The organism is Streptomyces sp. NPDC058308, from assembly GCF_042880275.1.
In the GTDB taxonomy this organism is placed as follows: domain Bacteria; phylum Actinomycetota; class Actinomycetes; order Streptomycetales; family Streptomycetaceae; genus Streptomyces.
On sequence record NZ_JBHVZA010000002.1, the window covers coordinates 214,553 to 227,905 of the forward strand.

General features: G+C 74.1%; 11 protein-coding genes. 4 read left to right on the plus strand and 7 right to left on the minus strand.

The window, feature by feature from the left end; all coding sequences use genetic code 11:
- Nucleotides 1-19 precede the first annotated feature (19 nt).
- The 3 genes from ACFVYL_RS03575 to ACFVYL_RS03585 form a co-directional block, all read right to left on the minus strand.
- On the minus strand, nucleotides 20-703 hold the full coding sequence (locus tag ACFVYL_RS03575; protein WP_389712646.1) for a DUF899 domain-containing protein: 684 nt from the start codon (nucleotides 701-703) through the stop codon (nucleotides 20-22).
- Between the two features lie 90 nt (nucleotides 704-793).
- Entirely contained in the window at nucleotides 794-2,011 is a 1,218-nt protein-coding gene (locus tag ACFVYL_RS03580; protein WP_389712647.1) for a cytochrome P450, read from the minus strand.
- A gap of 48 nt (nucleotides 2,012-2,059) precedes the next feature.
- A complete protein-coding gene (locus ACFVYL_RS03585) occupies nucleotides 2,060-3,451 on the minus strand; it encodes an amidohydrolase (RefSeq protein ID WP_389712648.1) in 1,392 nt (463 codons plus the stop codon).
- A 173-nt stretch (nucleotides 3,452-3,624) separates the two neighbouring features.
- On the opposite strand from ACFVYL_RS03585, the gene ACFVYL_RS03590 reads away from it, so the two are divergent.
- Nucleotides 3,625-4,581 (plus strand): endonuclease/exonuclease/phosphatase family protein, encoded by a 957-nt coding sequence (locus ACFVYL_RS03590; RefSeq protein ID WP_389712649.1) that lies wholly within the window; start codon nucleotides 3,625-3,627, stop codon nucleotides 4,579-4,581.
- A gap of 41 nt (nucleotides 4,582-4,622) precedes the next feature.
- Here the strand turns inward: ACFVYL_RS03590 and ACFVYL_RS03595 are convergent, their stop codons facing one another.
- The gene (locus ACFVYL_RS03595) at nucleotides 4,623-5,702 is read right to left on the minus strand and encodes a phosphatidylinositol-specific phospholipase C domain-containing protein (RefSeq protein ID WP_389712650.1); all 1,080 of its coding nucleotides are present in this window, start codon (nucleotides 5,700-5,702) and stop codon (nucleotides 4,623-4,625) included.
- Between the two features lie 309 nt (nucleotides 5,703-6,011).
- Between ACFVYL_RS03595 and ACFVYL_RS03600 the strand changes: the two genes are divergently transcribed.
- From ACFVYL_RS03600 to ACFVYL_RS03610, 3 genes are all read left to right on the plus strand, one after another.
- On the plus strand, nucleotides 6,012-6,578 hold the full coding sequence (locus ACFVYL_RS03600) for an FABP family protein (RefSeq protein ID WP_389712651.1): 567 nt from the start codon (nucleotides 6,012-6,014) through the stop codon (nucleotides 6,576-6,578).
- A 70-nt stretch (nucleotides 6,579-6,648) separates the two neighbouring features.
- Complete coding sequence (locus ACFVYL_RS03605) at nucleotides 6,649-7,194, plus strand: 2'-5' RNA ligase family protein (protein WP_389712652.1); 546 nt, start codon at nucleotides 6,649-6,651, stop codon at nucleotides 7,192-7,194.
- Nucleotides 7,195-7,437: 243 nt separating this feature from the next.
- Nucleotides 7,438-7,875 (plus strand): DUF3574 domain-containing protein, encoded by a 438-nt coding sequence (locus ACFVYL_RS03610; RefSeq protein WP_389712653.1) that lies wholly within the window; start codon nucleotides 7,438-7,440, stop codon nucleotides 7,873-7,875.
- Nucleotides 7,876-7,948: 73 nt separating this feature from the next.
- On the opposite strand, the gene ACFVYL_RS03615 is transcribed toward ACFVYL_RS03610, so the two are convergent.
- The 3 genes from ACFVYL_RS03615 to ACFVYL_RS03625 form a co-directional block, all read right to left on the minus strand.
- On the minus strand, nucleotides 7,949-8,377 hold the full coding sequence (locus tag ACFVYL_RS03615; protein ID WP_389712654.1) for a hypothetical protein: 429 nt from the start codon (nucleotides 8,375-8,377) through the stop codon (nucleotides 7,949-7,951).
- Between the two features lie 131 nt (nucleotides 8,378-8,508).
- Nucleotides 8,509-10,029 carry an SWIM zinc finger family protein gene (locus tag ACFVYL_RS03620; RefSeq protein ID WP_389712655.1) on the minus strand — a complete coding sequence of 507 codons (1,521 nt, stop codon included), beginning with the start codon at nucleotides 10,027-10,029 and terminating at the stop codon, nucleotides 8,509-8,511.
- A 170-nt stretch (nucleotides 10,030-10,199) separates the two neighbouring features.
- Nucleotides 10,200-13,229 carry a DEAD/DEAH box helicase gene (locus ACFVYL_RS03625; RefSeq protein ID WP_389712656.1) on the minus strand — a complete coding sequence of 1,010 codons (3,030 nt, stop codon included), beginning with the start codon at nucleotides 13,227-13,229 and terminating at the stop codon, nucleotides 10,200-10,202.
- Nucleotides 13,230-13,353 lie beyond the last annotated feature (124 nt).

A 13,353-nucleotide genomic window follows, 5' to 3' on the forward strand; every position in this document is an offset into this window, starting at 1 on the left:
AGAAGGGACGCCGAGCGGGTCAGTCCTCGTACTCGTCGTGGAACCGCACCCGCGCGCTGCCCGCGGGCGCCCCGAACACCGACGCCCGCCCCTCGGGCAGCTCCCACTCCTCCTGCCGGCCGAGCGCGGTGAGGTCGAGGAGGCTGGTGGTGGAGCCGAGGCCGTCCAGGCCGCGGGCGAACGTCGCGTACGTGTGGAAGACGCGGTCGCCGTACCGCAGGAAGCAGTTGACGGCGGGCACGTCGCGGGGCTCCTCGGGGAACGAGGCCAGGAAGTCGTAGTTGAAGTCGCCGCCGTTCGTCGAGTACCAGGGCACGGTCCAGCCCATCCGGGCCTTGAAGGCAAGCAGCTTGGTGAACGGGGCGCGCGACACGGCGACGAAGTTCGTGGCACGGGCCCGCAGGTGCGCGAGGTGCCCGATCTGGTCGAGGAACCCGGAGCAGCTGCGGCACCCCGCGTCCCACTCCGGGGCGAACATGAAGTGGTAGACGATCAGTTGGTCCTTGCCGTCGAAGAGGTCGAGCAAGGTCGCCTTCCCGTCGGAACCGTCGAAGTAGTACTCCTTGTCGACCTCGACCATCGGCATCCTGCGCCGCTCGGCGTTGAGCGCGTCACGGGCGCGGGTGGCGGCTTTCTCCTTGGCCAGCAGTTCCTCACGCGCGGCGAGCCACTCCTCGCGCGTGACGATCTCCGGAAGTCCCATGGCGTGTCTCCTCCACCCTTCGGGCACGTACGTCTGCGAAGGGTGGACCGGTGGGGTTCGCGGAACTCATCGCTCGCGGGCGAAGAACTTTCAGAGAATCACCGGGAGTTCGACGAGCCCCCTGGCCCGGATGGTGGGGCGCCACCTGAGCTCGCTTCGCGGCACGCCGAGCGCGAGGCGCGGAAAACGCTCGACGAGGACGCCGAGCGCGGTCTCCGCCTCAAGGCGGGCGAGGGGTGCGCCGAGGCAGTGGTGGATGCCGCGCCCGAGCGCGAGATGGCCCCCGGCGTCGCGGCCGAGGTCGAGCCGGTCCGGGGCGGGGAAGCGGTGGGGGTCGCGGTTGGCGGAGGCCAGGGAGAGCAGCACGGTCTCGCCGGCGGGAATGGTGACGCCCGCGATCGTGACGTCCCGCAGCGGGAAGCGGCGGATGGCGAGCGGGGCGGGGCCGTCGTAGCGCTGGAACTCCTCGACGGCGGCGGGGAGCAGAGCCGGGTCGGCCCGCAGCGCGGCGAACTGTTCCGGGTGGTCGAGGAGTGCGAGCACGGCGTTGCCGATGAGGTGCACGGCGTTCTCGTACCCGGCGAAGAGGATGAGGAAGGCGAGCGACATCAGCTCGTCCTCGCTGAGCCGGTCCCCCGCGTCCCGCACCGCGATCAGGTCGCAGAGGATGTCGTCGGTGGGGTTCTTCCGCTTGTCGGCGAGCAGCCGGGTGAAGAAGGCGAGCAGGGCGACGACGCCTTCCCGGGCCTTCTCCGGGCGTGCGGGGTCGGGCGCCACCAGGGCGTCGGTCCACTCCCGGAAGTCGGGCCGGGTGTCCTCCGGCACGCCGAGCAGGTCGCAGATGACGGTGATCGGCAGCGGCGCGGCGTACGCGGCGATCAGATCGGCGCGGCCGAGCGGTTCGACGGCGTCGAGGAGGGCTTCGGCGGCGCCGCGGACGGGGGCCCGCAGCTGGTCGACGCGGCGCCGGGTGAAGGCCCGGCCGACCAGGCTCCGGACGCGGGTGTGGTCCGGCGGGTCCATGTTCAGGAGGTTCGCGTCGAGGGCGGGCGGCAGCGTGAAGCCGCGGTAGTTGCCGGGCAGCGCGTGGCTCTTGTCCAGGGAGAGCAGGGGGTTTGCGAGGGCTTCGCGCACGTCGTCGTAGCGGGTGACGAGCCAGGCGGGGTTGCCGTCGGTGCCCGCGACGCGGTGCACGGGCGCGGTCTCGCGCAACCGCGCGTACACGCCGTACGGATCGTCGAGAAGGCCATCGGCGGGGTCCTGGTGCTGGGGGTTTTGGTGCTGGGGGTCCATAGAGGTGGTCGCCATGCTCCAACCCTAGGCAGCGCGTCACGGTGGCCGGGGCGCCGGCCCAGCTCACCCCTCGTACTCCTGGATCCGTCCGCCGTGGCTCCGGTCGGTCAGTTCGGGGAGCAGTTCGCTCAACTCCCCCACGATGTCCGGCACATCGAGGGTCAGCAGCCGCCGGTCGCGCATCAGGACCCGGCCGGCCACGATCGTGGTGCGCACGTCGGCGGAGCGCGCGCTGTGCACGAGTGTGGCGGCGAGGTCGTGCACGGGCTGGGTGTGCGGGCCCGTCACGTCGACGAGGACCAGGTCGGCCCGCCGGCCCGGGGCGAGACTGCCGATCTCGTCCCCGAGCCCGACGGCCCGCGCGCTCTGCAGGGTGGCGTGGTCCAGGGCCTGGCGGGCGGTCAGCCACGTGGGGTCGCGCTCCACGTACTTCTGGACGAGCGCGGTGAGCGTCATGGACTCCCACACGTCGAGGGTGTTGTTGGACGCGGCGCCGTCGGTCGCCAGGCCGACCGGGACGCCGGCCTCGCGCAGCGCCCGTACGGGCGTGGTGTCCCAGCCGAACTTCAGATAGCCGCGGGGCGCGGAGGCGACGGCGACGCGTCCGCGGGCGCGGCGCAGGACAGGCAGGTCGCGGTCGGTGTCGAGGCCGGTGGCGTGGGCGAGAAGCACGTCGGTGTCGAGGAGTCCCGCGCGCTCCAGGATCTCGATGGGGGTACGGCCGTGGCGGGCCAGGCTGTTGTCGGTCTGCTCGCGGTTCTCCGCGGCGTGGATGTGCACCAACAGGCCGTGTTCCATGGCCAGTTCCGCGGTCGCGGCCAGGTCTGCCCCGTCGACGGTGTACGGGGCGTGCGGGGCGAGGCAGGTGGTGATGCGGCCGTCGGCGGCGCCCCGCTGCCGGAGCGCGAAGTCGAGGGAGGCGGCCCGCCCCTCGGGCCCCTGCGAGCTGAAGTAGGCCTGGCCGAGGACGGCGCGCAGGCCGCTCTGCCGGGCGGCCGCGGCCACCTCGTCCATGGCGAAGTAGTGGTCGGCGAAGGTCGTGACGCCCCCGCGGATCATCTCGGCGCAGGCGAGCCGCGCGCCGAGCCCGACGACGCGCCCGGTCAGGTTGGACTCGACGGGCCAGATCCAGTCGTTGAACCACGCATGGGCCGGCAGGTCCTCGGCGAGGCCGCGCAGGGCCACCATCGGGGTGTGCGTATGGCAGTTGACGAGCCCGGGGAGCGCGACCGTGCCGCGGCCGTCGATGCGCTCGGCGGCCGCGGGGATGTGGTCGCCGGTGCCGCCCGCCGTGACCGAGGCGATGACGCCGTCGCGTACGACGACCGTGGCGTCGTCGACGAAGACGATCTCCCCTCGCGCATCGTGGGTCAGTGCCGTGCAGCCGGTCACGACGAGGTCGGCGGGGCCGTGGGTGATGAGTCCGGTGGGGCCGGGCGCGGGAGGCGGCGTCATCTCTTCAAGGTAGTGCGAGTGCGCATCCGGCGGCCCTGTCGCGGGGCCGGTTCTGCGGGCACGCTGACCTCACCCGCCGAGTGGACGGGGCCTACCGGGGATCGGGGCACAGGAGCAGGGCACGCGATCGGGACACGGGATCGGGATACGGGATCGGGACGAGGGAGTCGGTCATGATCATCGGCACGTGGAACCTGGAGAACCTCTACCGGCCCGGCGGAAAGTTCGGCCCCAGGGACAAGTCCGCGTACGAGGCGAAACTGGCCTCGCTCGCGGCGACGGTCAATGAGCTGCGGCCGAGCGTCCTGGGCGTGCAGGAGGTCGGCGACCCGGCCGCCCTGGAGGACCTGGCGGGCCTGCTGGAGGGCAGCTGGCACGTCACGCTCTCGCGGCACGCGGACGACCGCGGCATCCGGGTCGGCTTCCTCACCAGCCTGCCGGTCTCCGTCGTCACCGACGAGGACGGCTTCCCCGAACCGCTGCACCCGGTCCAGACCGACGACACCGGCCGCACGACCGCGCGGACGGGGCGCGGGATCCTCGCGGTGACGGTGTCGACGCGGGCGTTCTTCTTCGACGTGGTCGTCTGCCACCTCAAGTCCAAGCTCCTGTCCTACCCCGGCGGCCGCTTCAAGCCGCTCGACGAGGGCGAGCGGGCGCGGTACGGCGCGTACGCCCTCTACCGCCGCGCGGCCGAGGCGACCGCGGTGCGCGCGCTCGCCGACCGGCTGCTGTGGGGCGACGGCCGCGAGCACCGGGTCGCGGTGCTCGGGGACCTCAACGACGAGGTCGGCGCGGCGACCACGCAGATCCTGCTCGGCCCGCCCGGCTCCGAGATCGGCACGCCCGGCTTCGACCGCCCGGACAAGGGCGACGCGGCACGGCTGTGGGACGTGGCCCCGCTGATCCCACCCGAAGAGCGCTTCTCCCGCATCCACGCCGGCCGCCGCGAACTCATCGACCACGTCCTGGTGAGCCGGGGCCTCCTGGACCAGGTGCGGACGGCGGGCACGGGCGCGCCGGGCGCCGCGGCGGCCGCGCTGCCGTCCGTGGCGGACGAGGACCCGGCGGTACGGCGGGACGCGGCGGGGTCGGACCACGCGCCGGTGTGGATCCGGATCCAGCCCTGAGAGCCTGTGTCATATCCCCGGCCGGGCGGGCGCGGGCGGCGTCAGCCGCGCGGGAGCACGGTGGACAGGACGCCGGGCAGCGGGTACCAGTCGGCGGACACGATGCTGGCGTGCTTGCCCGCGAGCAGCGCGACCCGCTCCCGGGCCTGGGCCTCGGTCGGTCGCGTCCCGTCGATGGCGGGGGCGACGCTGTGGGCGTCGGTCATGACGACGAGGTAGCGCCGGTCGGCGTACCACCGGGTGTCGATGCCACCGCCCGCGTACGCGGAGGCGTCCCCGTCGAACAGCACGAACCACGGCCGGATCGACGCGTCCGCGTACCGCTCGCGCGGGTCACCGGCCTCCGCCCCGAGCACGGCGGGGAAGGCGGCGGCCTCGCCGAGCCGGCCCGCGGCGGCGAGATCGCGCAGGTGGGTGGCGTACTCGCGGTCCGTCCAGAGGGTGTCGGCGGGGTTGCCCTGCTCGACGGTGCCGGGGATCAGCTCGACCACGAACTTCCCCGCGAGCTCGGCGCGTGCGGGCCAGCCCTTCTCCCGTACGGCGTCGTCGAGCCCGGCGTGTCCTGCGGCGAGCCGACCGGGGCGGTAGACGGCGTCGCCGAGCGCGCCGGTGAGGAGCGCGTCGAGGTCGGCGGGCCCGCGCCCGCGCCGGCCCTGGAACCCGTCCTTCAACTCGACCTTCACCAGGATCGGCCGGTGCCCGGGGTGGGCGTCGTGCCAGCTGCGCATGTCCTTCAGGCACCCGGCGAGGCTCTGGTCGCGCGGCTTGGTGCGCAGCTCGGCCGGGCTCTGGGCGTTCTCGCAGTTGTTGTCGTTCCCGACGGGGTTGCTGTGGGACACCCGCCATCCACTGCCGAACGCATTGGTCCACACGTCGAGTTCGAGCATGCCGGCGCCGGAGTCGAGGGCGTCGGCGAAGTACGGGTACTTCGCCTTCTCGTAGGCGTTGTGGACGCCGACGCCGGTCGTGGCGGAATAGGCGGATCCGGGCGCGGATCCGGGCGCGGGACCGGCCGCGCCGCCGGGGTCCGCCGAGGCCTCCGCTCCGGCTCCGGCCCCGCCGAGTGCGCCCCAGCAGACGAGCGCCCCCACCAGCAGACTCCGCACGCCCTTGCGCCCCATCAGGCCCACCGCCTTCTCGTCATGCTCTGAACAAGTCCCGGGAAACGTAAGGGAATCGGGTGACGCTGGGGAAGACGGCGTCTTACGGGGTGCCTTACGGGGGTGTCTTGCGAGAGGGGGCGGGGCCTCTTGCGAGGGGGGGCCGGGCGTCTTACGAGGGGGGGCCGGGGTGCCTGTGCCGTCCGGGCCTCCGGGCGGCGCCCTAAGCTTCCTCCCGGCACCGCACACCGCACGGCACCACCGCGCACCGCCGCACCCCGCCCCAGACCCGCCCCCCCCCGACTCGCCCCGACCCCAGGAGCCCACCCCGTGTTCGACCTCACGCCGGAGCACCAGCTCCCGTACCCCGACAGCCACCACCCGCACGCGGCCCCCGCGCCGCACGCGCTGCTCTCGCCGGTGCTCGGCCTCCTGGGCACCTGGCACGGCCGGGGCCAGGGCGAATACCCGACGCTCCCCGCCGACTTCACCTACGCCCAGGAAGTCACCTTCAGCCACGACGGCCGCCCCTTCCTCCGCTACGAGGCCCGGGCCTGGCTGCTCGACGCCGACGGCGCGCCCCTTCGCCCCGCGGCGCGGGAGAGCGGCTGGTGGCGGTTGCAGCCGGAGGGCCGGGTGGAAGCGCTGGTCACCCAGCCCACCGGCATCGCGGAGATCTCGGTCGGGCACGCGGCCGACGGCACGGTCGATCTCTCCACCCACGAGGTGGCGCTCACCCCCACCGCGAAGGAGGTCACCGCCACCCGTCGCCGCTACACCCTGACCGACGACGGCACGCTCACGTTCACGCACGACCTGGCGGCGGTGGGCCGGCCCCTGCAGCATCACCTCTCGGCACGCCTGCGACGCGAGGACCGGGCCGCGCCCGACGCGTGACGCCATGAGCACCGGAACACGAGAAGTGACAGCACCCCCGGCGGAGGCCATGGCATCCGCGGCGGAGGCCATGACGTCCGCAGCGGACGACGACGCGGCGGGCGACGGCTGGCCGGACCGCCCGGGCGACACGGCCCTGACCATCCGTATCCCCGAGGCGAACTCCCTGGTGAGGGCGGGCTTCCCGGCCCACGTGACGGTGCTCTACCCCTTCCTCAACGCGTCCCGTCTCACCTCGTCCGCCCACGCGGACCTGAGGAACCTCTTCGCCGCCCGGGCCCCGTTCACGCTGACGTTCACGGAATTCCGCCGCTACCCGGGTGTCCTCTATCTCCCACCGACCCCAGACGCCCCCGTACGCGCCCTCACCGAGTCCCTCACGCGCCGCTGGCCCGAAGCCGTCCCCTACCGAGGCATCTTCGACCCGCCCCTGGCGCCCCACCTCACCCTCGCGAACCACGAGGGCCCCGAGACCCACCGTCAGGCCTACGACGCCCTGGAGTCGGAACTCGCCCCGCACCTGCCGCTCACCAGCCACGTGGACACCGTCCATCTGATCGTGACGGACGGGCCGGGAGGCGCCTGGCGGGACCTTGCGGCGTACCGGTTGGGCTGACCGGAACGCGACGACATCCGGTCGCCGCGGTGCGGGTGCCCCTCGCGGAGGAGGCGTGCGTGTCAGTCTCGTCGTGCTGCCGTTAGGGATCTATTAGGGATCTACGGACATGCAGAACCGGCAGAACAAGCAGCCCTGACAGAAAGGGATCCGCCCGTGCCCCGCACGCTTCCCCGCATCTCCAGGCCCCGCGTTTCCAGGACCCGCTTTTCCAGGACCCGCGCCTCCCGCACCCGACTCGCCGTGGCCGGTGCCGTCACCGCCGTGCTGGCCGCGGGGGCTCCTGCCGCGTACGCCTCGCTGGACGACGAGTCGCGACCGGCGCCCGCCACCTCGACGGTCGCCCGCGGCAAGCCCTTCAACGAGACCCGGCTCTTCTTCGGCACCGAACGGCCCGACGGCGGACCCGCCGTGACCGACAAGCAGTTCATGCGCTTCATCGACAAAGAGGTCACGCCGAGCTTCCCCGACGGGCTGACCGTCCAGGACGGGCGCGGGCAGTGGCGCGACTCCAACGGCAAGATCGAGCGCGAGCGTTCGTACGAACTGATCCTGCTGTATCCGACGGACGAGGCGCGCCGGCGGGACGTCCAGATCGAAGAGATCCGCAGCGACTACGAGAAGGCGTTCGCGCAGGACTCGGTGGCGCGGCTCGACGAGCGGACGCGGGTCGACTTCTGAACCCCGGTTCCGGACCTGGGCGGGTGGCGGCCGGGAACCCGGTCGCCACCCGGCCGTACTGCCGCCCCGGCCCCTACCGGTCGGTGCCGTTGTGCACGGTCCCGGCCTGGATCACCGTGGCGTGATACGTGCCGCCGTTGATCGTGTTGTTGTACGTGACACTGCCCGGCTGCGCGTCCGAGGCTGACCCGGGGGCCAACTCGTCCAGCAGGGCGCGCAGTTCGGCAGCGGCCGCCGGGTCCGCCGCGAGCCTGCGCCGAAGCCGTGAACGCCACTCCGTCCGCACCTCGTCCGCGGTGTCCTCGTCCCCGGCGTCGCGCGCGGCGACGAGCTCGGCACGTGCCTCCTCCAGCTCACCGGCGAGGACGTCCTCCGCACCGCCCCGGCCGCGCGAGAAGAACCCGGCGATCCGACCCCGCGCCTGCGTCCACCCGTCGGTCACCATCTGCTGCACGAGCGCCGTCGCCCCCGCCGCCGCGAGTGCCGTCAACTCCGCGTCCACAGGCCTCCCTTTCTCCGCGTATCCCCGCGTACAAGGCCTTCACCGTAGCGCGGCCCACCGACAACCCACCGGCAGTCGGCCCACGGAGCCTGCGAGCTGAACCTCTGGAGATCGGGGTTGCCGCGCGTCCGCTATGCCTCCGTCATGCCCGTCAACGCCCCCACCGGATCCCCGTCCGCCTCCCCCTCGGGCCACCAGTCGCCGCCGCCCGGCTCGCTCAGGTACGGGTACCAGCGGCCGTCTCTGCCGTAGCGGAGCTGGAGCGTTCCCTCCGCGTTCGTGAGGTGGTTGCGGTCGATCGTCATGCGGGGCAGGTCCGCCGCGACCAGGGCTCCCCTGGCCCGGTCGAACGGGCCCGCCGGGGGGTCCCAGGGCGATTCCAGGACCGTCAGGCCCTCCTCGCCGCCCTGGCGCCAGGCCGCGGCCGCCCGGGAGAGGTCCGCCGGGGTGCTCCCCACCGACCTGGCCAGTTCGGCGAATTGGCGGCTGAACGTGCGACGGCCCGTGAGGCCGGGGTGCGAGGCCGCGAGGCGGACCGCGTCGTGCCAGGGCGACGTGGCGGTGAAGGGATCCGTGCCGCTGGTGAGGTAGGCGTGTGCACGCGCTGCCGCGTCCGTGACCAGGAATTCCAGGGCGGTCGGGTCCGGGGCGCCGGGGACGGACGGGAGGACCGGCGGCTCGCCCGGGTGGGGTGGCGGAGACAGCGGGGCGGGGAGCGGGGAGCGGTACTCCGTGGCCAGGGCCTCGCGGGCCAGGACACCGGGGAGGACGGGGCCGTCCTGGGGCGCGGGGCTGGGGGGAGGGGTGGGGCTGGAGAGAGAGGTGGAGTTGTCCGGACGGGTGGGGCTGGCCGGAGGCGTGAGGCTGTCCGAAGACGTGGAGTCATCCGGAGAGGTGGAGTCGTCCGGCGGCACGGTGCCGTCCGGAAGCACGGAGCCGTGTGGTTGGCCGGAGCCGCCCGGTTGCCCGGAGCCGTGCGGGGGCGGAGTCTCACCGGACGACGACTGCCACCGGGCCGCCCGGTGTTCGTCCGCCGCGGCCTCCGCCGCCTCCACCGCCGACTTCTGCGCGTTCCTGCGCGCCAGCTCGTCCAGCAGGTCCTGTTCCTCCCCGCCCCGCAGCAGCAGGAGCACGAAGGGGTCGGCGTCCAGGAGGCGGGCCGTCTGGTAGGCCAGCGCGGCCGCGTGCTTGCAGGGGTGGCCGCGGTCCGGGCAGGTGCAGGAGGGAGCCAGTTCGCGTGCGCCGGGCAGGAGCGGGACGTCCGCCCGGGTCGCCGCGTCGGCCAAGGCGTGCGGCATCTCCTTGTCGAGCAGCGCCGCGATGTGCGCGGGGTCGGTGGCCACCGCGTCCAGGAAGCGGTCCCAGTGTTCGGGGAGCATCGTCCGCAGGCGGATCTCCGCGCGGTAGGGGCGGGGGCGGCTGCCGTGCACGTACGCGACGATGCGGCCCGGCGCGACGGTGATCGTGTCGACCGCGCCCTCGCGCGCGTACGTACGGCCGCGGGCCAGGCGGGCCTGGTCGAGGGCGCTCTCCTCCAGCGCGTCGGTCCAGGCGTTGCCCCACCAGGAGGTGGCGAAGGGGGTGTGGGGGTCGGGGCAGGCCGGCAGTGCGGGGAAGACGCGGCCGCTGCCCATGCGGCTCGTCTCGCTCATGCCACTGGCCCAGCCCAGACCGCCGCCCCGCCTGGGTCCGCCGCCCGCGCCGCCGCCCTGACGGGACCCGCCACCCGGTCCACCACCCCGAGAGGCCCTGCCCGACCCGTCGCTTCGCGTCGCCCCGCCCCGCGCCTTCACGCCATCCTCCTCCTCAGCACCCCGAGGCTTCATGCCGTCCTCCTCAGCGCCACCAGGTCGGCCAGTTCCGCGTCCGACAGTTCCGTGAACGCCGACTCGCCGCCCTCGCCGAGCACCGCGTCGGCCAACGCCTGCTTCGCGGCGAGGAGTTCGGCGATGCGGTCCTCGACGGTGCCCTCGGTGACCAGCCGGTGGACCTGCACCGGCTGCGTCTGGCCGATGCGGTACGCGCGGTCGGTGGCCTGCTCCTCGACCGCCGGGTTCCACCAGCGGTCGTAGTGGATCACGTGGCCCGCGCGGGTCAGGTTCAGGCCCGTGCCCGCCGCCTTCAAGGAGAGGAGGAAGACCGGGATCTCGCCCGACTGGAAGCGGTCCACCATCTCCTCGCGCCGCGGGACCGGCGTGCCGCCGTGCAGGAGCTGGGTCCGGATGCCCCTGGACGACAGGTGCTCCTCCAGGAGGCGGGCCATCTCCACGTACTGCGTGAAGACCAGGACCGCGCCCGCGCTCTCCGACTCCGCGAGGATCGTGTCGAGGAGCTCGTCGAGCAGTTCCAGCTTGCCCGAGCGGGGGCGGCCCGCCCGCGTCGTCAGGGCGCCGTCCTTCAGGTACTGCGCCGGGTGGTTGCAGATCTGCTTCAGCGCCATCAGCAGCTTCATGACCAGGCCGCGGCGGGCCATGCCGTCCGACGCCTCGATGCGGGCCAGCGTCTCGCGCACCACGGCCTCGTAGAGGGAGGTCTGTTCGCGGGTGAGCGTGACGGGGTGGTCCGTCTCCGTCTTCGGCGGGAGTTCGGGGGCGATTCCCGGGTCCGACTTCCTGCGGCGCAGCAGGAAGGGGCGGACCAGTCTGGCCAGCCGGTCGAGGGCCTCGTCGTTCTCGGCCGTCTCGCCGCCCTCCACCAGGCGCGCGTGGCGGGCGCGGAACGCCTTCAGGGGGCCGAGCAGGCCCGGGGTCGTCCAGTCGAGCAGGGCCCACAGCTCGGAGAGGTTGTTCTCCACGGGGGTGCCGGTGAGCGCGACGCGTGCCGGGGACGGGATCGTGCGCAGGGCCTTCGCCGTCGCCGCGTGCGGGTTCTTGACGTGCTGGGCCTCGTCCGCGACGACCAGTCCCCACTGCTGGGCGGCCAGTTCGGGCGCGCTGGTCCGCATCGTGCCGTAGGTGGTGAGGACGAAGCCGCCCTCGTCGTCCAGGCCCGCGAGGGTGCGGCCCGCCCCGTGGAAGCGGCGCACCGGCACGCCGGGGGCGAACCGCTCGATCTCCCGCTGCCAGTTGCCGAGGAGCGAGGCGGGGCAGACCACGAGCGTCGGGGCGGGGTGCGCCCGGTGGAGGTGCAGGGCGATGAGCGTGATCGTCTTGCCGAGGCCCATGTCGTCGGCGAGGCAGCCGCCGAGGCCCAGCGAGGTCATGCGGTCCAGCCAGGCCAGGCCCCTGAGTTGGTAGTCGCGCAGGGTGGCGTGCAGGCCGGGTGGCTGGGCGACCATGTCGAGGTCGCCCGTCACGCGCTCGCGCAGCCGGGCCAGGGCGCCGACGGGGACGGCGGGCACCCGCTCGCCGTCGACCTCCGCCGCGCCGGTGAGCGCGACCGACAGGGCGTCCACCGGGTCGAGCAGACCGAGGTCCCGCTTGCGCGCCTTGCGGACGAGCTCGGGGTCGACCAGGACCCACTGGTCCCGGAGGCGGACGACCGGACGGTGCGCCTCCGCGAGCACGTCGAGCTCCGCGTCGGTCAGCGGCGCGTCCTGGTCGCCGAACGCCACCTGCCAGCGGAACTCCAGGAGTTGCTCGGTCTTGAAGAAGTCGAAGTTGTCGGCCGCGGTGCCGGGGGCCGGGCGGACGACGGCGGTGGCGGTGAGGCCTCGGGTGAGCTCCCTCGGCCAGTGGACGGCGACTCCGGCCGCGGCGAGCCGGCCTGCCGCGGCGCCGAGCAGGTCGTACAACTCCTCCTCGCTCAGCGGCAGCACGTCGGGGCGCGGCCGCTGCAGGAGCCTGCCGAGCGGGGGCCAGACGCGGGCGGCGCGGCGCAGCGCGAGCAGCGTGTCGACGCGGGCGCGCGGCCCGAAGTGGTCGGTGCCCGCCCAGAGGCCGGGCACGTCCGTCACTAGGGCGGGGTCGGCGAGGCTGTGCACCTGGACGACGGCGGCTGCGGGGCTGGCCAGGGCGGAACGGGGGACGACCTCGGCGGAGCCTTCCCCGCTGCCCGCGGAGCCGGAGCCTGAGTCGGAGTCGGAGTCGGCGGAGCATTCCCCGCTGCCCGCCGAGCCGGTGTCGGAGCCTGAGCCTGAGTCGGAGCGTGAGTCGCCGAACCCCTCGCCTGCGTCCCTCTCGCCGCCGTCGAACACCTCGTGCGCCCGCAGGTCGAGCCGCAGGGACACCCGCACCCCGGCATCCATCCCGGCCGCGACCTCGGCCGCCCACTCCCGCGCCCCCGGCAGCCGCTGCGGCTCGCGCGCGGCGAAGGGGGCGCCGACCGCGTGCACGGCGGCCGGGGTACGTGGCAGGGCGTCGACCACCGCGTCGACGAAGGCTCTGACCAGGGCGAACGGCTGCGGCAGGCGCAGCGGCCCGGGGCCGGGCAGCGGTACGGCGTGCGCCTCGGCGGGCAGCGCGGCGGCGATGGCCCGCAGGTGGGCCACGTCGGCCTCGTCCAACGGTCCCGCCCGCCACGCGTCCAGGTCCCCGGTGGTCAGGCCGGGCAGCAGGCTGCCCCGCGCCGCGAGGTGCAGCGCGTGCCGGGCGGCCACGCTCCAGCAGGCCGTGGCGGGGTGTGGGCGGTCGGTGCGCAGCAGCAGCCGCACGGCATCGGCGACCGGCAGGAACAGTGCGGGGACCGGGCGGCCGCGGGCGCCCTCGCCGTGCTTGCGGGCGACGACGAGGTCGCCGCGCACGCCGTCGGGCCCGGCAGGCTCCGGGAGGTCGCCGCCGTCCGGCCGCCAGAAGGCCAGCCTGCCCTGGCGGGGTGGATCGGCGGGGAGGAACACGGCAGCGCAGGAGCGTACGAGGAAGGCGTCACCTGCCTCCGTCCCGCCCGCCGCCCGCGCGCCCGTCTCCGTCGTCACCGCCACCGCCGCCTCACTCAGCCCCAGCTCACGTCACCTGTCCCCGCGCTCGCCACCCTAGGCGAGACCACTGACAACACCGGCGCACCCGCTGCCTCCCCCGCGGCTGCCACCGCATCCCCCC